Annotated in this window: 22 protein-coding genes; 11 read left to right on the plus strand and 11 right to left on the minus strand. The window is 62.9% G+C overall.

The window, feature by feature from the left end; genetic code table 11:
- Window position 1: 1 nt before the first annotated feature.
- The 6 genes from ACYQ12_RS04855 to ACYQ12_RS04880 form a co-directional block, all read right to left on the minus strand.
- Window positions 2–271 carry a K+/H+ antiporter subunit F gene (locus ACYQ12_RS04855; protein WP_459868517.1) on the minus strand — a complete coding sequence of 90 codons (270 nt, stop codon included), beginning with the start codon at window positions 269–271 and terminating at the stop codon, window positions 2–4.
- Window positions 265–762, minus strand: coding sequence for a Na+/H+ antiporter subunit E (locus ACYQ12_RS04860; RefSeq protein WP_459868520.1), 498 nt, complete (start codon window positions 760–762; stop codon window positions 265–267). The genes ACYQ12_RS04855 and ACYQ12_RS04860 overlap by 7 nt, the downstream gene beginning before the upstream one ends.
- Window positions 759–2,276, minus strand: coding sequence for a monovalent cation/H+ antiporter subunit D (locus ACYQ12_RS04865; RefSeq protein ID WP_459874465.1), 1,518 nt, complete (start codon window positions 2,274–2,276; stop codon window positions 759–761). The genes ACYQ12_RS04860 and ACYQ12_RS04865 overlap by 4 nt, the downstream gene beginning before the upstream one ends.
- On the minus strand, window positions 2,273–2,623 hold the full coding sequence (locus ACYQ12_RS04870; RefSeq protein ID WP_459868523.1) for a Na+/H+ antiporter subunit C: 351 nt from the start codon (window positions 2,621–2,623) through the stop codon (window positions 2,273–2,275). The genes ACYQ12_RS04865 and ACYQ12_RS04870 overlap by 4 nt, the downstream gene beginning before the upstream one ends.
- On the minus strand, window positions 2,623–5,421 hold the full coding sequence (locus ACYQ12_RS04875) for a monovalent cation/H+ antiporter subunit A (RefSeq protein WP_459868526.1): 2,799 nt from the start codon (window positions 5,419–5,421) through the stop codon (window positions 2,623–2,625). Before ACYQ12_RS04875 ends, ACYQ12_RS04870 begins: the two co-directional genes overlap by 1 nt.
- A gap of 89 nt (window positions 5,422–5,510) precedes the next feature.
- Entirely contained in the window at window positions 5,511–5,687 is a 177-nt protein-coding gene (locus ACYQ12_RS04880; protein WP_459868529.1) for a hypothetical protein, read from the minus strand.
- Window positions 5,688–6,121: 434 nt separating this feature from the next.
- On the opposite strand from ACYQ12_RS04880, the gene ACYQ12_RS04885 reads away from it, so the two are divergent.
- Window positions 6,122–7,399 carry a lytic murein transglycosylase gene (locus ACYQ12_RS04885; RefSeq protein WP_459868532.1) on the plus strand — a complete coding sequence of 426 codons (1,278 nt, stop codon included), beginning with the start codon at window positions 6,122–6,124 and terminating at the stop codon, window positions 7,397–7,399.
- A 71-nt stretch (window positions 7,400–7,470) separates the two neighbouring features.
- Complete coding sequence (locus ACYQ12_RS04890) at window positions 7,471–8,526, plus strand: DUF748 domain-containing protein (RefSeq protein WP_459868535.1); 1,056 nt, start codon at window positions 7,471–7,473, stop codon at window positions 8,524–8,526.
- A 24-nt stretch (window positions 8,527–8,550) separates the two neighbouring features.
- Here the strand turns inward: ACYQ12_RS04890 and ACYQ12_RS04895 are convergent, their stop codons facing one another.
- Both ACYQ12_RS04895 and ACYQ12_RS04900 read right to left on the minus strand, forming a co-directional pair.
- Entirely contained in the window at window positions 8,551–9,918 is a 1,368-nt protein-coding gene (locus ACYQ12_RS04895; RefSeq protein WP_459868538.1) for a methyl-accepting chemotaxis protein, read from the minus strand.
- A 229-nt stretch (window positions 9,919–10,147) separates the two neighbouring features.
- Entirely contained in the window at window positions 10,148–10,858 is a 711-nt protein-coding gene (locus ACYQ12_RS04900; RefSeq protein WP_459868541.1) for a 16S rRNA (uracil(1498)-N(3))-methyltransferase, read from the minus strand.
- A 152-nt stretch (window positions 10,859–11,010) separates the two neighbouring features.
- On the opposite strand from ACYQ12_RS04900, the gene purD reads away from it, so the two are divergent.
- The 4 genes from purD to coq7 all read left to right on the plus strand — a co-directional run bounded on the left by purD (window position 11,011) and on the right by coq7 (window position 14,624).
- A complete protein-coding gene (gene purD / locus ACYQ12_RS04905; protein ID WP_459868544.1) occupies window positions 11,011–12,303 on the plus strand; it encodes a phosphoribosylamine--glycine ligase in 1,293 nt (430 codons plus the stop codon).
- Between the two features lie 230 nt (window positions 12,304–12,533).
- Window positions 12,534–13,406: a phosphoribulokinase gene (locus ACYQ12_RS04910; RefSeq protein WP_459868547.1), complete on the plus strand. Its 873-nt coding sequence runs from the start codon at window positions 12,534–12,536 to the stop codon at window positions 13,404–13,406.
- Window positions 13,407–13,463: 57 nt separating this feature from the next.
- Window positions 13,464–13,805, plus strand: coding sequence for a histidine triad nucleotide-binding protein (locus ACYQ12_RS04915; protein ID WP_459868550.1), 342 nt, complete (start codon window positions 13,464–13,466; stop codon window positions 13,803–13,805).
- A 177-nt stretch (window positions 13,806–13,982) separates the two neighbouring features.
- Window positions 13,983–14,624 (plus strand): 2-polyprenyl-3-methyl-6-methoxy-1,4-benzoquinone monooxygenase, encoded by a 642-nt coding sequence (gene coq7, locus ACYQ12_RS04920; protein WP_459868553.1) that lies wholly within the window; start codon window positions 13,983–13,985, stop codon window positions 14,622–14,624.
- 15 nt (window positions 14,625–14,639) lie between these two features.
- Here coq7 and ACYQ12_RS04925 read toward each other — a convergent pair whose 3' ends face one another.
- The 3 genes from ACYQ12_RS04925 to ACYQ12_RS04935 all read right to left on the minus strand — a co-directional run bounded on the left by ACYQ12_RS04925 (window position 14,640) and on the right by ACYQ12_RS04935 (window position 16,875).
- Window positions 14,640–15,059: an OsmC family protein gene (locus ACYQ12_RS04925; RefSeq protein WP_459868556.1), complete on the minus strand. Its 420-nt coding sequence runs from the start codon at window positions 15,057–15,059 to the stop codon at window positions 14,640–14,642.
- A 131-nt stretch (window positions 15,060–15,190) separates the two neighbouring features.
- The gene (murU, locus tag ACYQ12_RS04930; protein ID WP_459868559.1) at window positions 15,191–15,859 is read right to left on the minus strand and encodes an N-acetylmuramate alpha-1-phosphate uridylyltransferase MurU; all 669 of its coding nucleotides are present in this window, start codon (window positions 15,857–15,859) and stop codon (window positions 15,191–15,193) included.
- A complete protein-coding gene (locus ACYQ12_RS04935; RefSeq protein ID WP_459868562.1) occupies window positions 15,856–16,875 on the minus strand; it encodes an aminoglycoside phosphotransferase family protein in 1,020 nt (339 codons plus the stop codon). Before ACYQ12_RS04935 ends, murU begins: the two co-directional genes overlap by 4 nt.
- 178 nt (window positions 16,876–17,053) lie before the next feature.
- Here ACYQ12_RS04935 and ACYQ12_RS04940 point away from each other — a divergent pair, with 178 nt between their 5' ends.
- From ACYQ12_RS04940 to apaG, 5 genes are read left to right on the plus strand one after another with little or no spacing between them, the layout of a single operon-like run.
- Window positions 17,054–19,480: an LPS-assembly protein LptD gene (locus ACYQ12_RS04940; protein ID WP_459868565.1), complete on the plus strand. Its 2,427-nt coding sequence runs from the start codon at window positions 17,054–17,056 to the stop codon at window positions 19,478–19,480.
- A gap of 17 nt (window positions 19,481–19,497) precedes the next feature.
- Window positions 19,498–20,805, plus strand: a complete 1,308-nt coding sequence (locus tag ACYQ12_RS04945) for a peptidylprolyl isomerase (protein WP_459868568.1) — start codon at window positions 19,498–19,500, stop codon at window positions 20,803–20,805.
- The gene (pdxA, locus tag ACYQ12_RS04950) at window positions 20,805–21,815 is read left to right on the plus strand and encodes a 4-hydroxythreonine-4-phosphate dehydrogenase PdxA (protein ID WP_459868571.1); all 1,011 of its coding nucleotides are present in this window, start codon (window positions 20,805–20,807) and stop codon (window positions 21,813–21,815) included. The genes ACYQ12_RS04945 and pdxA overlap by 1 nt, the downstream gene beginning before the upstream one ends.
- 28 nt (window positions 21,816–21,843) lie before the next feature.
- Window positions 21,844–22,653 (plus strand): 16S rRNA (adenine(1518)-N(6)/adenine(1519)-N(6))-dimethyltransferase RsmA, encoded by an 810-nt coding sequence (gene rsmA, locus ACYQ12_RS04955; protein ID WP_459868574.1) that lies wholly within the window; start codon window positions 21,844–21,846, stop codon window positions 22,651–22,653.
- Window positions 22,654–22,658: 5 nt separating this feature from the next.
- On the plus strand, window positions 22,659–23,042 hold the full coding sequence (gene apaG, locus ACYQ12_RS04960) for a Co2+/Mg2+ efflux protein ApaG (RefSeq protein ID WP_459874467.1): 384 nt from the start codon (window positions 22,659–22,661) through the stop codon (window positions 23,040–23,042).
- Window positions 23,043–23,057: the final 15 nt, after the last annotated feature.

Here is a 23,057-nt window from a genome sequence, read left to right on the forward strand (position 1 = left end):
CCTACTCGATGATGTCGCCACGCAGCAAGTACTTGCACACCGCCACGGTGCTGATGAAACCCAGCATGGCGATCAAGAGCGCCGCTTCGAAATAGGTCTTGGAATTCATCCAGATACAGAACAGCACGATCAGTCCGATCGAATTGATGTACATGGTGTCCAGGGCCAGGATGCGGTCCGGCAGGGATGGGCCAATGGCCAACCGGTATAGATTGAGCAGAATCGACGCCGTGAGCAGCGCCAGGCTGATCCAGAGTGCGACGTCTAGCATTCGTATATCTCCTTGAGCGGACGTTCGTAGCGCTCGCGAATCTCCTCGATCAGTTCCTGTTCGTCGGCGATATCCAAGGCATGGATCAGCAGAGTCCGGCCGTCCAGGCGCAGGTGCGCGGATACCGTGCCGGGGGTCAGCGTGATGGTGCTGGCCAGTACAGTGATCGGAAAATTCTCCTTCAATTCCAGCGGGTATTCCACGAAAGCCGGCCGCGCACGATCGCGCGGATCGAGGATGATGCGCGAGACCTGCAGATTGGCGGTAATGATGTCACCGAGCACGCGCAAACAGTAGCGGACCATCAGCCAAGGACGTTTGAGGTCCGGTTGGCGCTCCCAGAAGGAGCGGGTCAGGATGGGGATGATCAGGGCCAGGAAGCCGCCGAGCAGCCATTGGCCCAAGGCAACGCTCTGCTGCAGCAGCAGCCAGACCGCCAGCAGCAGAACGGACAACAGTGGCATGGGCAGCCAGGGTCGGGATCGAATCATGCCTCGTCTCCTGTCGTATCGGACGCGATGATGGTGCGCATGTACGTTTCCTGATCCGCCAGCTGGCTGGCGGTCGCCCGGGTGTAATCGGTAATGGGGCCGCCGAGAATGACCAGCAGCGGCGAGGCGCCGATCAGCAAGGCGATGCCGGTCAGGCGCAAGGGCCCTAGCGTGACCGTCGACCCTTCCCCTTGCGTTGCGCGCCAGAAGACGGTCGAACCGGCACGCCCCAGTGCCACGATGGAGACGAGGCCGTTTGCCAGCAGGATCGTCCATAACCAGGGTTGCTGAGCGGGCATGGCCGTCTGCAGCAGTAGCGTTTTGCCGACGGCACCCGAGAGGGGCGGCAAGCCCGCGATGGCCACGGCGCCGGTAAAGAAGAGAATCCCCAGCGGGGCGACTTGATTGACCGCCCGGGCCCGTACGATGCGAGCACCGGCCTTGCCGCGTTGCTTGGCGATGGCATCGGCCAGCAGAAAGAGCCCTGCCGTGATCAGCGTGCTGTGCACCAGGTAGTAGAGCAGGGCGCTGGTGGCCTCCTGGCGGTTGATGCCGATACCGGCCAGCATGGTGCCTATCGAGACGATGATGAAATAAGCCACCATGGTGCGCAGGTCGCGGGCCGCCAGCACCCCCACCGTGCCCAGAACCAGCGTCGCTAGCCCCAGCCACCAGACCCAGGGCTGGGCGAGGTCGGCCAGGATTCCCGCATGGGAGCCGAAGATCAGCGTATAGACGCGCAGGATGCCGTAAATGCCCACCTTGCTCATGATGACGAACAGGGCGGCGACAGGAGCCGGTGCGGCAGCATAGGCGCGAGGCAGCCAGAAATACAGAGGCACCATGGCGGCCTTGAGACCGAACACCACCAGCAACAGCATGGCCCCGACCCTGACCAGGCTGGCCTGATCCGGATCGAGCGTCATGACCCGAATGGCCATGTCGGCCATGTTCAGCGTGCCGGTCGCTCCGTAGAGAACGCCCAGCGCGATCAGAAACAGCGAGGAACCGGCGAGATTCAGGGCGACATACTGGAAGCTGGAATGGATGCGCACCTTGCCGCCGCCATGCATGAGCAGGGCGTAGGAGGCGATCAGCAACACTTCGAAAAACACGAACAGGTTGAACAGATCGCCGGTCAGGAAGGCGCCGTTGATACCCATCAGCTGGAGCTGGAACAAGCCATGGAAGTTGGAGCCTTCTTCGTCGTGTCCCGCGCAGGCATAGGCGAGGCTGGCGAAGGCCAGGATGGCCGTGAGCAGCACCATCATCGCCGATAGGCGATCCATGACCAGAATGATGCCGAACGGTGGCTGCCAGTCACCCAGGGCATAGTAGCGAATCTGTCCATCGCTGCTCTGGATGACCTGCAGGATCGCGACGACGACCAGTAATCCTGTCGCTGCCAAGGCGACGATACGCCGCGGCTGTGCCGGGCCCTCCCGCTTCAATAACAGCGCCAGTCCGGTCAGCAGCGGAAGAATAATCGGAAGAATGATCAGGTGCTGCATCAGGACTTGTCCTCGCGCGGGTCTTCTGCACGCTGGACATTGGCGTGGTCGTTACCCAGATCACCACGCACGCGCATGGCAAGAATGACCGAGAAGGCGGTCATGGCGAAACCAATGACGATGGCGGTCAGTACCAGGGCCTGAGGCAGCGGATCGGCATATGTCCCGTCCTCTCCGCTGATCACGGGTGCCCCGTCGGTCGTCAGTCCTCCGGTGGAAAACAGGAACAGATTGACGGCGTAGGTCAGCAGAGTCAGTCCCATCACGACGGGAAAGGTCCGCCCCCGGAGCGCCAGGTAGAGCCCGCTGGCGGCCAGGACTCCGGTGAGCGTGGCAAAAAGCGCTTCCATCAGGCTTTCTCCTTCTGCTTGGAGGGGCGATGCGGTGTGGTGAGCTTGCCGAGGTTGGCCAGGATCATCAGCGTGGCACCGACGACGGTCAGGTAGACGCCGAGGTCGAACAGCATGGCGGTGGCCAGCTCCACATCGCCGATGAGGGGTATGTGGAAGTGGCCGAAGCTGGAGGTCAGGAAGGGATAACCGAACAGCCAGCTGCCTAGGCCGGTCAGGGTGGCAATGCCGACCCCCGCCACGGCGATCGGCTGAAAGGGGAATGAGAGACGCTGCTGAGTCCAGTCCACACCACGGGCGATATAGATCAGAATCAGCGCCACGGCGGTGACCAGGCCGGCGATGAAGCCGCCACCCGGCTCGTTGTGCCCGCGCAGGAAGATGAAGATCGAGACCAGCAGCGCCAGGGGCAGCAATGTCTGGGAAACGGTCGCCAGGATCATGGGATGGCGGTCGGGTGACCACGGGCGCCCCTCGAAGTCACTGGACGGCATGAACAGGCGCAGGCGATTGAGCAGCTTGTAGATGCCAACGGCCGCGATGCACAGCACCGTGATTTCGCCGAGCGTATCGAAGCCACGAAAGTCCACCAGGATGACATTGACCACATTGTGGCCGCCTCCGCCGGGGACGCTGTGCGCAAGGTGAAAGTCGGAAATGGACTCCAGCGGGCGTGTCAGCAGGGCATAGTTCAGACTGGCCACGATGCCGCCGAATCCGGCCGAGAGCAGCACGTCACGCACGATGCGCGGCCCGCTTGACTCCTTGGGCGTACGCTGCGGCAGGAAGAACAGTGCCAGCATCAGCAGAATCATCGTGACCACTTCGACGGCCAGCTGCGTCAACGCCAGATCCGGCGCCGAGAACCGTGCGAAGGCCAGTGACACCATCAGTCCCACCACCGACAGCATCAAGAGCGCAATCAGGCGCTGGCGATGCAGGTAGGCGGTGGCCAGCCCGGCAAACATGGTGATCAACGCACCCGCAATCAGCAGGCCGTCGAGGGGCTGATGCGGCTTCTCGCCGGTGAGAGTGGAGATGCCCATCAAACCGCCCCCGGCCATGCACAACACGGTGATGACCACCCACAGCATGTAGCGCTGCAGGGAGCCGTTTTCCAGCGTATCCAGTCCCCACTGGGCGGCACGCACCAAGCCCTGCATGACCCCTTCATAGACCTTGAGCGACTCGAGAGGCCTGAACTGGCGCTGGAAATTGAACAGATGCTGGCGCAGAAAATAGAGCCCGACCCCGCCGCTCAGGGCGACGATGCTCATTATCAGAGGCAGGTTGACGCCATGCCAGATGGCCAGATGGAACTCGGGCACCGGTGGCGCCAATGCCGCATCGGCCGCGGCATGGATCAGAGCGTTGACCGTGATGGCGGGCAACAGGCCGACGGCGACGCACAGCGCTACCAGAAGCATGATGGGGGCGCGCATCAACAGCGGCGGCTCGTGCGGGGTGCTGGGCAACTCGCGTGTCGGGCCGTCGAAGAAGACATTGCGCACAAAGCGCAGGGCATAGGCTGCCGACAGCAGGCTGCCCAGCGTCGCCAGCGTCGGAATCAGCCAGGAGAGTCCGCCGAGCAGATGGGTCTCCAGCGTCTCGGTCAGCATCATCTCCTTGGACAGATAGCCGTTGAGCAGCGGTACCCCGCCCATGGAGGCCGACGCCAGTGTCGCCAGTACCATGGTCATCGGCATGTAGCGCCACAGCCCCTTGAGCTTGCGGATATCCCGGGTGCCGCACTCATGGTCGATGATGCCCGCCACCATGAACAAGGAGGCCTTGAACATGGCGTGATTGAGGATATGGAACACTCCGGCGACTACCGCCATGCGCGTGTCGAGACCGAAGAGCATGGTGATCAGTCCCAGATGGCTGACCGTGGAGTAAGCCAGAATGCTTTTCAGATCATGCTTGATCAGGGCGAAGTAGGCGCCATAGAGCATCGTCACCAGCCCGGTGAGGCCCACCAGGTAGAGCCAGATGTCCGGGCCCGCCAAGGCGGGATGCAGACGGGCGAGCAGGAAAACGCCGGCCTTGACCATGGTCGCCGAATGCAGATAGGCCGACACCGGCGTGGGAGCCGACATGGCCTGGGGAAGCCAGAACTGGAAGGGGAACTGGGCCGACTTGGTGAAGGCTCCCAGCAACACCAGCAATACGGCAGGCAGATAACGCGGATCCTGCTGGATGACTTCACGGCTGTCGAGCACGACCTGCATATCGTAGCTACCGACGATCTGCCCGATCAGGATCAAGCCGGCCAGTAGGGCGAGCCCGCCCATGCCGGTGACGGTCAGCGCCATGCGGGCACCGCGACGGGCATCCGATTGGGTATACCAGAATCCGATCAGCAGAAAGGAGGACAGGCTGGTGAGTTCCCAGGAGACCCAGAGCAGTATCAGGTTGTCGGCCAGCACGATTCCCAGCATGGCCGTCATGAACAGCATGAGGAACGCGTAGAAACGCGGCATGCTGTCTTCTTTGGCGAGATAGAAGCGCGTATAGAGAATGATCAGCAGACCGATGCCCAGAATCAGCAGCGAAAACAGCAATGACAACCCGTCGAGGCGTAACGCCAAGTCCAGGCCCAGCGGCGGAATCCATGGAATGTCGAGGCGCAGCGTCTCGCCTCCGAGCACCCGAGGCATTTGTGACAGCACCAGACCTATTGCAACGGCAGGTGCCAGAACCGTCAGCAAGGCACAGGTGTTGCGCCTTTCATTGGAGCCTATCAAGGGCACCAGGCTGCCAAGCAGAGGTAGCAGCACGATCAGAAGCAGGGACATGAACGACTCGCTCTTGTCGTGGATATTCGTACACGCCCGCCATTGGGCGCCGGGCACGGGTAAGAGTATGGTCGCTGCGGCGGCGACCGTCAGTCGTTACAGGCGGGAGGATCGGTAAGATAAGGGCGTCTGACGCCTCGCGGCGCCAGCATCCAGGCCGGCGTGCGGTTGGTCAGGCCGGTTGCCGGGCAGATCGGCAGAGTTTCGGCACCGTCATGGCAGGGCGCGCGGCATTCCCGAGGGCCGCGCTGTTCTAGGCCCGTCATGGTGTCTTCCTCCCTTCATGGCTTCCCGGCGCGTCGTCCCTTTGCGCCTTAACAGGCTGAAATGATTGGCGGATTGTTTGAAAATGACGACGCCGAACCGAAATGATCATGCGACTGTACCATGGCCTACGACCCCCTGCCAGCACGCCTCGGCCGCATAATGGAGCCGGACATGTCGCGCAGGCGCTTGTTGCGAATCGCCTCAGGCGCGAGCCACATGCGAGGCGGTGTCGGCCATGCCCGAGCTGTCGGCATGAGGCTGTCGGCCTGGTGCGAAGCAGGCGGATGTACGGGTAGGGCGCGGCGTGCAGACGAGACACCGCAAGTGCTGGTCGCGAGTCGCATCTGCCATTAGCATGGCGCCATTTTTCAAGCTTCGTGAACTGACGGCAGTGGTGCGTCATGCGATCTCGTATAAAGGAAAAGCAAACCGTATGCGTAAGGGTACATGGGTTCTGATGTTGGGCGCGTGGCTGTCAGGCTGTCAGAGTTCGGTAGCGCAGCTGGACGCGGCACCGCAGGCCGACAGCGCGGCGGCGGCGAACGCTGTCGAGCGGAACGCGGAAGCCGCAATGGCTGAGCCCGAGGCTCCTCGCGACTTTGCCCAATGGCTCAAGGCGTTTCGTCGGACAGCAGCGGAACGGGGAATCGAGGCCGATACGCTGGATGCTGCGCTGGACGGAGCCAGCTTCCTGCCGCGCGTCATCGAACTCGATCGTGCCCAGCCGGAGTTCACCCGTCCGGTGTGGCAATATCTGGACAGTGCAGTATCCACGCAGCGGGTCGAGACGGGGCGGACCAAGCTGGCAGCGTATCGTGAAACGGCCGAGCGCGTCGAACAGCGCTACGCGGTACCCAAGGAGGTGGTGACGGCCATCTGGGGAATCGAGAGCAACTACGGCGGGAATTTCGGTAGTTTCGAAACCATCGATGCGCTCGCCACCCTGGGCTATGACGGTCGTCGCCCCGGGTTTGCCCAGGGGGAGCTGATGGCCGCGCTCGGCATTCTGCAAAGCGGCGACATCGATCGTGACCATATGCGCGGCTCCTGGGCCGGTGCCATGGGGCACACCCAGTTCCTGCCTTCCAGCTTCCTGGCCTATGCGGTGGATGCCGATGGGGACGGCCGCCGTGACATCTGGGGGAGCATCGCCGATGTCATGGCCTCGACTGCCCACTATCTGGCCGAGTCCGGCTGGCAGGACGGCGAAGTTTGGGGCAGGGAGGTGCGCCTGCCGGCAGATTTCGATTATGCCCAGACCGAGCTGAGCGTGCGCCAGCCCAGTGAGCAGTGGGCGGCCCAGGGCGTGACGCCGATGCGGGGCGATGGGCTGCCCGGCTTGGCGGATGCTTCGGTGATCGCTCCTGCCGGCGCCCGGGGGCCGGCTTTTCTGGTCGGAAACAACTTTCGCGTGATCATGAAATACAACGCCTCGACCAGCTATGCCCTGGCCGTCGCTCTGCTCGCCGATCGCATCGCCGGTCAGTCGGGGCTGGTGGCGTCATGGCCGCGCGAGGAGCCCTCCCTGTCCCGCGCGCAGGTCAAAGAGGTGCAGACTCTGCTCAATGCACGCGGCATGGCTGTCGGCGAGCCGGATGGCGTCGTCGGGCCCAACACGCGTCGTGGCCTGCGCGAATATCAACGCGCGCAGGGCATGACGCCCGACGGCTTTGTCACGCAGGCGCTGCTCGAGCGTCTGCGCAGCGATTGAGATGAATTCCCGGGCCGCAAAAATCCTCTCGGCTATACTCTTAGCAGAGTAATAAGCCTGCGAGACCGGACATGAAAAAACGCTATACGTGGCCAGTCGTGGCGATTGTGGCCGTTGCGGTGGCCTTGGTGATTCTGCGGGCCATGCTGCCCGATCTGGTACGCGACTATCTCAACGGGCAACTGGCCGACATGGGCGACTATCGCGGCCATGTCGAGGATGTCGATATCCATCTCTGGCGCGGTGCCTACTCCATCGACGGTCTGAACATCGTCAAGACCAGCGGTGAGGTGCCCGTGCCGTTTTTCCGTGTCGACACCATCGATCTGTCAGTGAGCTGGGAGGATCTCTGGCAGGGGGCGATCGTCGCCAGGGCGGATCTGTTCCAGCCCGAGCTGAATTATGTCGATGCCGAACAGGAGCAAAACAGCCAGTCCGGCGAGGGCGGAGACTGGCGCGAGTCCCTGCAGGCCCTGTTGCCTATCGAGCTCAACCGCCTCAGTCTTCATCGGGGTCGTGTCCATTTTCGCAACTTCAATTCCCAGCCACCGGTGGATCTGGAAATTTCCGAGATCCAGGCCACGGCGACCAACCTCAGCAACGCCGATCGCAGTGAGGGGGCACGGGTTGCCGATATCGACGCCCAAGGGCTGATGCTCAACCAAGCGCATACCGAGTTGCATGCGAAGCTCGACCCGCTGGGCGACTTGCAGAATTTCGACATGCAACTGCGAGTCAGCGATATCGACCTGACGCGCCTCAACGAACTGACCGAGGCCTACGGCAATTTCGATTTCGAGTCGGGCTCGGGCGACTTCGTCATGGAGCTCGAGGCGACCGATGGCCGGTTGCAGGGGTATGCCAAACCGATGCTGAACAATGTCAACATCCTCGATCTCGAAGAGGACGCCGAGAAGGGCTTGCTGAGTGCCGCCTGGGAGTCACTGGTCGCTGGGGTGGGCTGGGTGTTTCGCAATCACCCCGAGGACAAGCTGGCCTCACGCATCGAAATCAGCGGCAATCTCAACCAGCAGGATATCAGCGGTTGGCAAGCCTTTGTCTCGGCATTGCACAACGCCTTCGTCGAGGCCTATCAGGCGCGTTTCGAAGAGGGCGCGGCCGAATGACGGCCGCCGGACATATCCTTTGGGTCAGGACGACGCGGTCAGCATGAGTGCCGGCCCGGAGCGTAAGGGCGCCTTGCCTTGCCGCGACGGTTTTGGCTGTTCCGAGGCGTTCTCGAGTGTCGAGGCGAACTGCTCGATCGCCGAAACCACGTCGTTGGCGCCGGTGCGGATCTTCGCGACGATCTCGCCGGCATCGCCTGCCAGCTTCACGCCGCTGTCGACGCTGCCTAGGCAGTCGCGCATGTCGGCGCTGGCCTGGCGGGTGAGTTCGCGCAGGTTGCTGATGGTGGAAACGATATCCCGGGTTGCCTGGGTCGTGCGTATCGAGAGCTGACGTACCTCGTGGGAGACGACGGCGAAACCGCGCCCATGTTCCCCTGCGCGTGCAGCCTCGATAGCGGCATTGAGCGCCAACAGGTTGGTCTGCTCCGCGATGGTTTGGATGTTCTCGATCACCGAATTGATGGCGTTCGAGCGCTGGTCGAGTTCATCGATCAACTGCGAGGTACGGGTCACCGTATCGGCAATATGCCGAATCTCGTCGATGGCGTGATTGAGGATGCGGCTACCGTCGTTCGCCGTCACCTCGGTCTCCGAGGAGATGCGGTAGGCCATCTGGGCACTAGCCGACTCGGCACGATGACGTTCGACGCGAGCGGTGACGTCGGTGGCGAACTTCACCACCTTGAACAACTTGCCGTCGGGGTCGAAGACGGGATTGTAGGTGGCCTCCAGCCATAGCTCTCGGCCGCGGCTGTCCAGGCGCTTGAACTGACCGGCTATGTATTCGCCCTGGTTGAGGCGCTCCCAAAACTGCTCGTATTCGCGACTCTGCACATAGGCGCGTTCGCAGAGCTGGCTGTGATGGGCGCCCTGCAACTCCTGCAGCGTGTAGTTCACCGTATCCAGGAAGTTCTGGTTGGCAGTCACTATTTCGCCGCTGGGTGAGAACTCGATCACGGCCATGGAGCGGTCTATGGCATCGAGGCGACTGCGCATGTCCTGCTCCTGGCGGACCTTTTCGGTAATATCTGCGGCCGTCTTGACCACTCGTCTCACCTGCCCACGGCGCCCCATGATCGGATTGTAGGAAGCTTCCAGCCAGAGGGGTTCACCCCGCTTGTTGAGCCGCTTGAAACGCCCGGAGACGAATTCGCCGCGCTGCAGCCGGGCCCAGAAATTCCGGTACTCGGCACTATGCGCATGATCGGCTTCGCAGAACATGCGGTGGTGTTGACCGATAACTTCAGCGGCGTCGTAACCGGTCGCTTCCAGGAAGTTCTCATTGGCTGAGATGATAATGCCGTCAGGCTGGAACTCGATAATGGCCATGGAACGCTGCATGGCATCGATGATGGCAGCATTGCGACGGGACTTGGAGAGAAGCGGCATGGTGGGCTCTTCTTGGAAACGGCTCGGTTCACGGGATGACGGCGCGCGTCATTATTATTGTTTCGTTGGGTTGAACAGTAGTGAGCGGAAGGCGGTGAAGAAAATGAATTGTAATTATAGTGTCTAATTGACAGTCACTATGAAGAATAAGGTAACTGATCGTTTAAATCGCGTTAATTTTTGCGGATAATCTCGCTTGACCGGAGCAAATTGCGTGAGGGGGCAGAGGTTAAAACAGCCGCGCCAGGAGTGCCGTGACCGCCGTCTCGACGCGCAGGATACGGCTACCCAGATGAACGCCCTCGAAGCCTTGCGCCAGAAATGCCTCGACTTCGTAGGCGATGAACCCTCCCTCGGGGCCAACGGCCAGCACGGCCGGTTCCTGCAGGCCACGTGGGCACTGCCCTGCCATGCCCGGGTGGGCCAGGAGTCCGCGTCGCCCTTCAAGCAGGGAGGGGAGGCGATCCTCCATGAACGGCTTGAAGCGCGTTTCGACATGAATCTCGGGCAGGACAGTGTCGCGGGCCTGCTCGAGGCCGAGTACCAGATGTTCACGCATCTTTTCCGGACGCAGCTCGGGCGACTGCCAGTAGCTTTTCTCGACCCGCCGGGTGTGCAGCAGCGTCAGTTGCTTGACGCCCAGCGCAGTGACGTGCTCCAGGGTGCGCGCCAGCATGCGTGGCCGGGGCAGGGCCAGCAGCAGATGAACCGGCAGCGGCGGCGGCGGCGGTTGATCGAGCGTCACTTCAAACTCGGCATGGGACGCTTCCAGCGACAGCAGGCGGCCTCGTCCCATGGCACCGCCGACAAGGCCCAGCGTCAGCTCGTCTCCGGGGGCTGCACGATGAACGTCACGCAGATGGCGCAGCCGCCGGGGGTCGTGAATGCGGGCATGATGGGTGTCGAGGAGGTCGTCGGGTGACAGCAGGATCAGGTTCATGGGCTTTCCAGGCGAGTGCGCCGGCATTCTAGCAGAGACGTCACGGGGTCGGCGACGGAGGCTGTCGTGTCGGTGCCGACGAGAGAAAGCGGGCGGTTTCTGCCATAATGCCCGCTCACCGATCTTTCACCTCTTGAGCAAGGTTCACCCAGATGAAGGTTCTGATCATCGGCGGCGGCGGCCGCGAGCATGCACTCGCCTGGAAAGCGGCGCAATCACCACGTGTGGAAACCGTCTACGTGGCGCCCGGGAATGCCGGAACCGCTCGTGAGCCCAAGCTGAACAACGTGGCGATCGATGCCCAGGACCTTGCCGGCCTCGAGGCATTCGCCCGCGACAATGCCATCGGTCTGACCATCGTGGGACCGGAAGCGCCGCTGGTCGAGGGCATCGTCGATCGCTTTCGCGCTGCGGGGATGCCCGTCTTCGGCCCGACCCAGGCGGCGGCGCAGTTGGAAGGCTCCAAGGCCTTCACCAAAGACTTTCTGGCGCGACACGCCATCCCCACTGCCGCCTACGCCACCTTTACCGAAGTGGAGCCCGCCCTGGCCTATCTGCGCGAACAGGGGGCGCCCATCGTGATCAAGGCCGACGGCCTGGCTGCCGGCAAGGGCGTGATCGTGGCCATGAGCGAAGCCGAAGCCGAAGCCGCCATCCGCGACATGCTATCGGGCAATGCCTTCGGCGATGCCGGTGCGCGCGTGGTCATCGAGGAGTTTCTCGACGGCGAGGAGGCGAGCTTCATCGTCATGGTCGATGGCGAACATGTCTTGCCGATGGCGACCAGTCAGGACCACAAGCGGGTCGGCGATGGCGACAGCGGCCCCAACACCGGCGGCATGGGCGCCTACTCTCCGGCGCCGGTGGTCACCGACGCGGTATATCGGCGGATCATGGATGAGGTGATCCTGCCTACCGTACGTGGCATGGCGATCGAGGGCTGTCCCTACACCGGCTTCCTCTACGCGGGGCTGATGATCGACGCTCAGGGGACACCCAAGGTGATCGAATACAACTGTCGCTTCGGCGATCCGGAAACCCAGCCGATCATGCTGCGTCTGAAGTCCGATCTCGTGCAGCTCTGCCTGGCCGGCGTCGAGGGTCGTCTCGACGAAGCCGAATGCCAGTGGGACCGGCGTGCGGCGGTCGGTGTGGTCATGGCCGCCGGCGGTTATCCCGAAACCTATCGCAAGGGCGACGAGATCACCGGGCTCGAGGGGGCCGAGGCGCTGGGCTGCAAGGTCTTTCATGCCGGCACGACGAGCCGAGACGATGGTCGGGTCGTCACCAGCGGCGGACGCGTGTTATGTGTGACGGCGCTGGGGGAACGTGTGGCCAGTGCCCGCGATCGTGCCTACGAAGGCGTTGCAGCCATCCATTGGCAAGATGCGCTCTTTCGTCATGACATCGCCCACCGTGCCATTGCCCGGGAGCGGAATTCCTGAAGTCGATGGCACGCCGATTTCCATTGCCAGGGTGGTCGATGCCGCCGGGAAGCGTGAATGATTGAGGGGGCATGTGCCGGGGGGGCGAATGGTCTCGTTATTTTTCATTTCGCTGCGCCGCCTTGCGGTGGGCGACAGCGGTGCGCTGCATGTCGGCCATTTGCGGCATTCCGGTCCTGGATGTCTCGAATGAGCCGCGGCGGCATTATCCAAGTTCGGAGAGCGTGCTGATGTCACGGGAGTATCCCATCGTTGCGGTCACCGGCTCCTCGGGGGCGGGCACCACGACGGTTCGCCGAACCTTCGAGCGCATGTTCACCCGCGAGGACGTGCATGCCGCCTTCGTCGATGGCGATGCCTTCCATCGCTACACCAAGGATGAATTGGTCCGCATCTTTCTCGAGGAGCCGGAGCGCAAGGCCGAACTCTCCCACTTTGCCGTGGAGGCCAATCTGCTCGACCGGCTCGAAGCGCTGTTGCAGGAGTATGGCGAATACGGTACCGGGACCTATCGGCACTACATTCACGCCGAGGACAAGCGGATGATCGAGGCCGGCTGCCGGGTCGGGACCTTTACCGACTGGCAGCCGCTGCCCTGTGGTACCGATCTTTTGCTCTACGAGGGCCTGCACGGTGGTCTGGTCACCCACGAACACGATATTGCCCGGCACGTGGATATGCTGATCGGCGTAGCGCCGACCATGAATCTTGAATGGATCCAGAAGATCGATCGCGACACCAAGCTGCGTGGCTATTCTCAGGAGGCGGTCATCGATACCATCCTGGGGCGCATGCATGACTACGTGCGCTATATCCAGCCGCAGTTCTCGCGCACGCACATCAACTTCCAGCGCGTGCCGACGGTGGATACGTCCAACCCCTTCGAGGTCCAGGATATTCCGAGCGATGCCGAGTCCTTCGTCGTCATCCGCTTCCGCGATCCGGAGTCGGTGGACTTTCCCTATTTGCTGGCGATGATCCATGATGCCTTCATGAGCCGACCCAACATGCTGGTGGTGCCGGGGGCCCGCATGTCGCTGGCCATGGATCTGATTCTGGCGCCGGTCGTCAAGCAATTGCTCGGGCAGCGGCGTTTTCGCTGACGTTGCTGCACATGGCAGTGATACGTTCCACCAGGCTGTGATGCATAGAGGAGTCCCATGGAGACGCTTTTCACCAAGATCATCAATCGCGAGATTCCTGCGGATATCGTTTACGAGGACGAGCACGTGCTGGCCTTCAACGACATCAACCCGCAGGCGCCGACCCATATCCTGATCATTCCCAAGAAAGAGATCCCCACGCTGAACGATATCGAGGAGGAGGATCTGGCGCTGGTCGGACGGCTGCAGTTCACGGCGGCCAAGCTGGCCAATCAATTGGGCTTCGCCGAGGACGGCTATCGCGTGGTCATGAATTGCAATGAAGACGGGGGCCAGACGGTCTATCATATCCACATGCATCTGATGGGCGGTCGCCGCTTCACGTGGCCGGCCGGTTGACCGGCATCGGGATATGTCGTCGAAGATGGCTTCTCGTCTACCGGGCGTGTGACGCATCGATGCTGACGGAGCCGCCCCGCGGGGCGGCTCTCCTGTGCCCGGCGCTGCCCGTCTGAAGCCGCGCCGTCAGTCGCGCGCCAGAGTGTTCATGGAAACAGTTTATTCAAGGGGTTGGTCATGTTACGCAAGCTGTCCCGAACCGATCATCTGATTCATCAGTTCGACACCGTGCTACGCACCTTGATGCCGCATGCCGCCCAGGCCTCGCGTCCATCGCCAGCACTCGACGAGCAGGACGCCGAGATGAATGAAGAGGAACGGCGCCATTCAGCCGGGCTGATGCGCATCAACCACACCGGGGAAGTCTGTGCCCAGGCGCTGTATCAAGGACAGGGCATGACGGCTAAGCTGGCCGACACGCGTGTGCAGATGGAACAGGCCGCCCAAGAGGAGATCGATCATCTGGCCTGGTGCGACTCACGCCTGCAGGAACTCAATGACCGTACCAGTTATCTCAATCCACTGTTCTACGCAGCGTCCTTCGGCATGGGGGCGCTGGCCGGAGCGGTAAGCGATCGGGTCAGCCTGGGCTTCGTGGCAGCCACGGAGGAGCAGGTCGGCAAACATCTCGATGCCCACCTGCGCAAGCTACCGGCCGCCGACAGACGCTCACGTGCCGTCCTCGAGCAGATGCGCGAGGACGAGGCTCACCATGAGCATATGGCGATCGAGGCGGGCGGGCAGGTCTTTCCGTTACCCGTCAAGCTCGGCATGCGCCTGATGTCCAAGCTGATGACCCAGAGCGTCTACCGGGTGTAGTCCGGCAGACAGCGCTCAGGCGTCGACGATTTCATAGGAGTGCGACATCTCGACACCGCCCTGAGCGAGCATGATCGAAGCGCTGCAGTACTTCTCGGCCGAAAGTTCCACGGCGCGCTTCACCTGCGCCTCCTTGAGGCCGCGCCCGGTGACGGTGAAGTGCACATGGATCCGGGTGAAGACGCTGGGCGTACCGTCGAAGCGCTCTGCCTCGAGAGTGGCCACGCAGTCGGTAACCGGTGCGCGGGCCTTCTCGAGAATCTGGATCACATCGAAGGAGGTGCAGCCGCCGAGCCCCATCAGCATCATTTCCATCGGCCGCGGGCCGGTGTTGCGGCCACCATGCTCGGGGTTGCCGTCGAGAACCACGCTATGGCCACTGCCGGATTCGGCGACGAACTGACGCCCGTCGGTCCACTTGACGCTGGCTTTCATCGAATCATCTTTCCTCTTGGTTGGCTTGGAACCGGTGCGTATCGAGTACGTACCCTCGCCATCACTGAACGGGTTTTCAAGGCGCGCAGCATAGCACTGCTGGCGGGGAGATGCGTGACTCGGCCGCTTGCTTAGCCATGCAACAGCCAGGCATCCAGCGCCTTCAGACGCTGAGGCGTTCCCACATCCACCCAGTGTCCCGCATGATGGGTACCGCCGACACGATCCGCGTCCATGGCCCAATAGAGGCATGGCGCCAGTTTGGCGGGCTCGCCTGCGGGAAGGTCCTGTACCAGTGCCGGAGCGATCAGGCCGATGCCGGCATAGGTCAATCGGGGCTGGTCGTGGTAATCGACCCGGGCATCGGCGGAGAGATGGAAGTCGCCCTCGGGATGATGATCGGGATTGGCGACCAGCACCAGATGCGCCAGATCGGCCCCCAGGGGGGGCAGGCGGCGAAGGTCGAGGTTGCACCAGACGTCACCGTTGATCAGCAGAAAGGGCGCGTCTCCCAGCAGTGGCAAGGCCTGGCGAAGTCCGCCGGCGGTTTCCAGCGGCGTGGTTTCGCGACTCCAGCTGATCGAGACGCCGTAGCGGCTGCCGTCGCCCAGGGCCTCGATGATCTGCTCGGCACGGTAGCTGACGTTGACGACCACCTCATGGATTCCGGCGGCCGCCAGACGCTCCAGATGATGCACGATCAGCGGCTTGCCACCTGCCGCGAGCAGCGGCTTGGGGCAGTGATCGGTGAGCGGGCGCATTCGGGTGCCGAGGCCGGCGGCCAGTATCATCGCCTTCATGGCGCCTCCTCGGCGATGCCCCGGGTCCCGAGCTCCCGGTGCAACCGCGGAGCGAAGGTCTCGTCCAGCCAGGCGACGAAGCCGGCATACTCCGGCCAGGGGGCAAGCCCCTCGCGAAGGTGAGCGAGAAAACGTGGCATCCAGGCCAGATAGCGCGGCTTGTCATCACGCAAGGCCAGGCGACAGAAGATGCCGAGAACCTTCAAGGAGCGTTGCGCCCCCATCTCCTCGTTCATGCGCAGGAAGGCGTCCGGTGCCATCTCATCGAGGCGGCCGCTGGCGGTGGCATGAACGCGAAACTCCTCCGCCCACTCGGCAAGGCGCGATCGAGGCCATTGGCGGTAACGCCCGCACAGCAGCGAGGCGAGGTCGTAAGTCAACGGACCACGTACGGCATCCTGAAAGTCGATCAGCCACAGGCGTTGGTCGTGGATCATCAGATTCATGGCATCGAAGTCGCGATGTACCGCCACCGTGGGCTGCGCCAGGGCGGCCGTGATCAGGCGTTCGCGAACCTCGGGCCACTGCGGCGGTGTCTCCATTGCCAGCAGGCGAGTCAGGCACCACTCGGGAAACAGGTCGAGCTCGCGGGCCAGCAGGGCCCGATCGTAGACGGGCAGGGATTCGTCCGGCGCGCGCTGCTGGAGTGCTTCGAGCAGTTTCAGGGCGCGCTCGGTCCAGGCGATGGCCGTATCCTCGCTGTCCATGTGCCGATGCATGGCATCGTCGCCCAGATCCTGAAGCTCGATAAAGCCCGCCTCGAGATCCACGGCATGTAGCTGCGGTACCGGCAGCTCCTTGGCGTGCCAGGCTTGGGCGATCGCCACGAAGGGATGGCTGTCCTCCTTGTCGGGTGGCGCGTCCATGACGATACGGGTCTCGCCATTCGGCAGGGAGAGACGAAAGTAGCGGCGAAAGCTGGCGTCACCGGCGGCCAGCTCCAGGCGAACGCGATCCTCGCGCAGGGCATGGCGATGGGCGACCCATTGGTGCAGCGTGTCCAGGCGGTGTGGCATGAAGGCTCCCGGTGAATGAGGCGTGTTGACGGGGTCGGCTCGTCGCCGCATGCTGACGATGACCCGTCGGGCGCTGTCGCAATGACGCTACGTGGCCCTGACGCTTGCGATCACGATAAAGACGCGCGCCGCGGGGTCTGTATAATACCGATTCCACTCGGCAAGGACACAGAGGATCATGGGCCAGCGCTTTTTCTGGACTGCCCTTACCGGCCTGATTACCACCGCTGTCCAGGCAGCGCCGCCGGCGCCGCTTCCGGCCGAGCAGCTCGACTGGCAGCCTTGGGGTGACAGTCCGCCGGTGGGTTCACTTTGCAGCGGACGCTATGTTGAACCCGCCTACCAGCTCGCTGCCGGCCGCTCGCCGGAACAGATATTGACCGACTCGGCCAGTGCCGTGTACGGCGAGAATGGCGAAACCATCCTGAGCGGAGAGGTCGTCCTGCGTCGTGACGACTATCAGCTCGAGGCGCCAAAGGTGCGGGTCAATGCCGCCCGCGACCAGGTATTCGCCGATGGGCCGCTGACGGCGCGATACCCGGGGCTGCTGGTTCGGGGCGACGGGGCGGCCGTGTCGCTGAACAGCGATGCCGCCGCGGTGAACGGGGCGCATTACGTGATACACGACCAACGTGTACGTGGCGATGCCGTTCAGCTCGCGCGCCTCGCAGACGGCCGTTACCGGCTCACCGAGGCCAGTTTCACGACCTGTGAGCCGGGTAGCCGCTTGTGGCGCCTGGTAGGCAATGATGTGCTGCTCGATCGTGAACAGGGTTACGGCACGGCCCGGCATGCCCGTCTCGAGGCGGGCGGAGTCCCGGTGTTCTACTGGCCCTGGGTACGCTTTCCTCTCGATGACCGCCGTCAGTCGGGGTTTCTCTGGCCCACCATGGCCATCTCCGGGGACGGATTCGATTATGCCCAGCCCTATTATCTGAACCTGGCGCCCAATTATGACGCGACCCTGACGCCACGCTGGATCACCAACCACGGCTTCATGCTGGGCGGTGAGTTCCGTTATCTGTTCGGCAGCGACGAAGGCATCATCGAAGGGGCCTATCTCGGCTCGGATCGTGGTGGAGAAAGCGACAATCCCAACGATCCCGACGACGCTTTCGAAGGCGAAAGCCGCTGGTACTTCGACTATCGCCATCGCGGCTATTTCACGCCGCGTCTCGACTACGAGATGCTGTATGGCGCCGCCAGCGACGGCCGTTATTTCGATGACTTCGGTCGTAACTTCGCCGAGACCGAAACCGACTATCTGTCACGCCTTGGCCGCCTGACCTACCGCGGCACGAAGTGGTTTCTCGATGCCCGGGCGCAGGGATATCAGAACCTCGACTATCCGCTCCATGACAACGACAAGCCGTTCTATCGCCTGCCCAGTCTGACCGCCAATGCCCGCTGGCAGCAGGACAACGGTCTGTATCAGGAGTGGAACTCCAATGCCACCTACTTCTGGCGCGACGTGAATGAGGCGAATCCAAGCATTCCGATTCGCGAAGCCGCAACCGGTTCACGCCTGCACCTGACCCCGGCGCTGGGCTGGCGTGCCCAGCCGAGCTGGGGCTTTCTGGAACCACGCTTCCAGCTGTGGCAGACCGAGTACGAACTCGACTACGGCAACCGGGACACGGCGCGCGACGAGAGCCTTTCGCGTACCGTGCCGGTCTATTCGGTGGATTCGGGACTGGTCTTCGAGCGCGACGCGTCGCTGTTCGACAGTGGCTACCGTCAGACGCTCGAACCGCGTCTGTACTATGCCTATGTGCCGGAGCGTGACCAGAGCGAGTTTCCCGATTTCGATACCGACGAGCGTCCCTTTTCCTGGGATCGCCTGTGGTCGCCATATCGTTTTGTCGGCTCGGATCGCATCGGCGACGTCAACAAGCTCTCCTACGGAGCTACGACACGTTTTCTGGAAAACGCGTCGGGACGACAGCGTCTGGCCCTGTCGGTGGGACAGAGCGCCTACTTCTCGGATCGCAACATCGATATCTACGGCGACCCGCAGACCCTGCCGGATCGCGAGACGCAGTATGAGCGCTGGTATAATGCGACCCGGGACCGCTCGCCCGTGGTCACCCAGCTCGACTGGCTGATCACCGACCGCTGGAGCAGCCGCTATGAATGGTTCTATGATCCCGAGCGCGAGCTTACCGAGAAGACCTCGGCCTATCTGCAGTATCGCCATCCGCGGGGGCATGTATTGAACCTTGGCTACCGCTGGCAACTCCAAGGGTTCGATCCTTCTGGCGAACCGGAAGATCAGTTGGCCTACGATCGCGAGGATTTCGACGTATCCTTCGCCTATCGGGCCACCAGCCGCTGGGATCTGATCGGACGCTATCTCTATGACAACACCAATGACCGCGCGCTGGAGCAGCTTGCCGGCGTGCAGTTCAACGATTGCTGTTATGGAGTACAAGTGGTGTGGCGCGAATGGGTCGATGATAACGACACCTCCAACACCATCGAGGACGACTACTCCGATCGTGGCCTCTTCCTGCGCTTCGTCTTCAAGGGGCTCGGCGGAGTCGGTCAGGAAGCCGACAGCTATTTCGAACAAGCCATTCCCGGCTATCAGGCCACCCGTTTCTGAAAGCAAGTGAGGTATCCATGCGCCGTAGATTGTTCGCATCCCTAGGCCTGGCAGTGGCGATACTGGTGTCGCCACTGGCAGTACTGGCCCAGGCGGTGCCTCTCGACCGTATCGTGGCGGTCGTCAACAAGGACGCCATCATGGCCAGTGAGCTCGAGAACCGTGTCATCCAGACGCGCAGTCAGCTCAAGGCCCGCAACATTCCGGTGCCCTCGGACGACGTGCTGCGCAAGCAGGTGCTGGATCGCATGATCGTCGAGCAGATCCAGTTGCAAATGGCCAAGCAGGCCAACCTGTCCGTCGACGACACCCAGCTCAACCGCACCCTGCGCGGCATCGCCGAAGAGAACGGCATGACGCTGGAGCAGTTTGCCGACACGCTCGAGCAGGAAGGGTTGTCATTGTCCATCGTGCGTGAGCAGGTACGTCGCGAGATGCTGCTGCGTGAGCTTCAGCAGCGCCGTGTGGCCAGCCGGGTCTCGGTCTCCGACCGTGAAGTCGATCGCTATCTCAACCGGCAGGATGAGAATCAGGACGTGTCCTATCATCTGGCGCACATTCTGGTGTCGGTGCCTCAATCCCCCAGCCCTGAGCAGGTGCGCGAGGCACAGGAAAAAGCGCGTCACCTGTATCAGCAGCTGCAGCAGGGGGCTGACTTCCAGCAACTGGCCGTTGCCGAATCGGATGGCGGCCAGGCCCTGGAAGGAGGCGATCTGGGCTGGCGGCCGGCGCAGGAGCTGCCGAGCATCTTTGCCGACGTGGTGCCTCAGCTCTCCGTGGGTGACGTCAGCGAGCCGATTCGCAGCTCCAGCGGCTTTCATCTCGTCAAGCTGATGGAGCGGCGCGGTGGCAGCCAGGAGCAGCAGCAGGCGATGATCAACGAGGCGCGGGCCCGCCACATACTGATCGAGACCACGCCCAACCGTGACGAAGACCAGGCCTTGGCGCTGGCCGAGGAGCTTCGCCAGCGTATCCAGTCGGGCGAGGATTTCGCGGCGTTGGCCCAGCAGTACAGCGACGACAAGGGCAGTGCCCTGAACGGCGGCGAACTGGGCTGGGTGCGTCCCGGCCAGACCGTGCCGGCCTTCGAGGAGGCGATGAACGAGCTGGACGTGGGGGAAGTCTCACAGCCGGTGCACTCACGCTTCGGTTACCACCTGATCGAGGTGCTCGAACGCCGTCAGCAGGACGTGACTCAAGAGGCTCAGCGCGAGCAGGTGCGCCAGACCCTGTTCCAGCGCAAGGTGAATGACGAGCTCGATGCCTGGATTCAGGAAATCCGCGCCGGGGCGTACGTCGATAACCGCTTGGAAGGCCAGTCGTAATGGTGCCTCCCGTCCTGGCCCTGACCACCGGCGAACCCGCCGGGATCGGTCCTGACTTGGCGTTGATGCTGGCCTGCGACTGGCGACATCTCGAGTCGCCGGTCGTCGCGGTCGGCGATCCCGAGATGCTGCGTGAACGCGCCGGGCAACTGGGATTGCGAGTCGAGATCGCCGTGCTGGCGTCTGACGAGGCGGTACCGGCGCCGCGCGACGGACGACTGCCGGTATGGCCAGTCGACTGCCGGGTGCCGGCGACGCCAGGCGTGCTGGCATCGGCCAATGCCGACTATGTTCTCGAAACGCTCGATGTGGCGATTGCCGCCTGCCGTGAAGGTCGGGCCGGAGCCATGGTGACCGCGCCGTTGCACAAGGGCGTGATCATCGAGGGGGGGCATCCCGCTTTCACCGGGCACACCGAGTACCTGCGAGATGCCTGCGGGGTTGACGAGGTGGTGATGATGCTTGCCACCTTTGCCCCGCAGACGCTGCGGGTCGCTCTGGCGACCACGCATTTGCCATTGCGGGAAGTGGCGGATGCCCTGGATGCGGCGGGACTGGAGCGTGTGGTGCGCATACTCGCCCACGATCTGCGTACGCACTTCGGCGTGGCCCGGCCACGTATCGCCGTGTGTGGACTCAATCCCCACGCCGGCGAGGGCGGGCATCTCGGGCGCGAGGAGCTCGACGTCATCATTCCCACGCTGGAGCGCCTGCGTGCGGCGGGACTCGATCTGGTCGGGCCGCTGCCCGCGGATACGCTGTTCACGCCCCGTCACCTCGCGAATATCGATGCCGTGCTCGCCATGTACCACGATCAGGGCCTGCCGGTGCTGAAATATGCCGGGTTCGGGCAGGCAGCCAACATTACCTTGGGGCTGCCGATCATTCGTACCTCGGTCGACCATGGCACGGCACTGGATCTCGCCGGTACCGGGCAGGCCGATGCCGGCAGCCTGCGGGTCGCTCTCGACACCGCAGCCAGCATGGCAAGTGGCGTTGCCGGCGTCTGAGTTGAATCTGCAAGGATACCCTAACTGCATGTCAAGCCGTCCCCCGGCCCATCGGGCCCGCAAACGCTTCGGGCAGAATTTCCTGCGCGATGCCGGAATCATTTCGCGTATCGTGCGTGCCATTCGTCCGCGTCCCGGAGAGCGCCTGGTCGAGATCGGCCCGGGGCAGGGGGCGCTCACCGAGCCGCTTCTGGACTCCGCCGGCCAGTTGGAGGTGGTCGAACTCGACCGCGATCTGATTCCCGGATTGCGCGTCCAGTTCTTCAACTATCCCGGCTTCGTGATCCATGAAGGCGATGCGCTCAAGTTCGATTTCGCCGCCCTGGCTGCCGAAGGCGAAGGCCAGCCGCTGCGGGTGGTGGGCAACCTGCCCTACAACATCTCGACACCGCTGATCTTTCATCTGCTCGAGACGCGTGGCGCCATTCATGACATGCACTTCATGCTGCAGAAGGAAGTGGTGGAGCGTCTCGCGGCGGAGCCGGGCGGAGCCGACTGGGGGCGCCTGTCGATCATGGCCCAATACGCTTGTCGGGTGGAGTCGCTGTTCATCGTGCCGCCGGAAGCGTTCACGCCGCGGCCCAAGGTGGAATCGGCCATCGTGCGCCTGATCCCGCATGCCGAGTTGCCGTATCCGGCACACGACGAGGCGCTGTTCGCCACCCTCGTGCGCGAGGCCTTCGGTCAGCGGCGCAAGACCCTGCGCAACAATCTCAAGGGGCGCATCGAAGCCGACGCGCTGGAGCAGCTCGGTATCGATCCCGGCCGCCGGCCGCAGACGCTGACGGTGGAGGAAATGGTCCGCATCGCCAATCACTTGGCAGGAGAAGCGAGATGAGTGAAATGAGCGAGCTGTCGAAAAGTGTCGAAGTCCTGGCGGTGCCGACCTATCGTGTCGAGGAATCCTCACCCGGCGAGCAGCGCTTCGTATTCAGCTACACCATTACCGTGCACAACCATTCGGCGCATTCGGTCCAGCTACTGGCGCGCTACTGGAAAATCACCCAGGGCAGCGGCAAGGTCCAGGAGGTACGCGGCAAGGGAGTCGTGGGCAAGCAGCCGCTGATCGGCCCGGGACAGAGCTTTCGCTATACCAGCCGTGCGGTACTCGAATGTCCGGTAGGGGTCATGGAGGGTATCTACACTTGCATCGATACGCTGGCGCAACGGCCCTTCGACGTCATCATTTCGCCGTTCCGGCTGGCGGGGCTCAACCAGATCCATTGATCCGACCGCGCCGCT

It is taken from the genome of Halomonas shantousis, assembly GCF_054654615.1.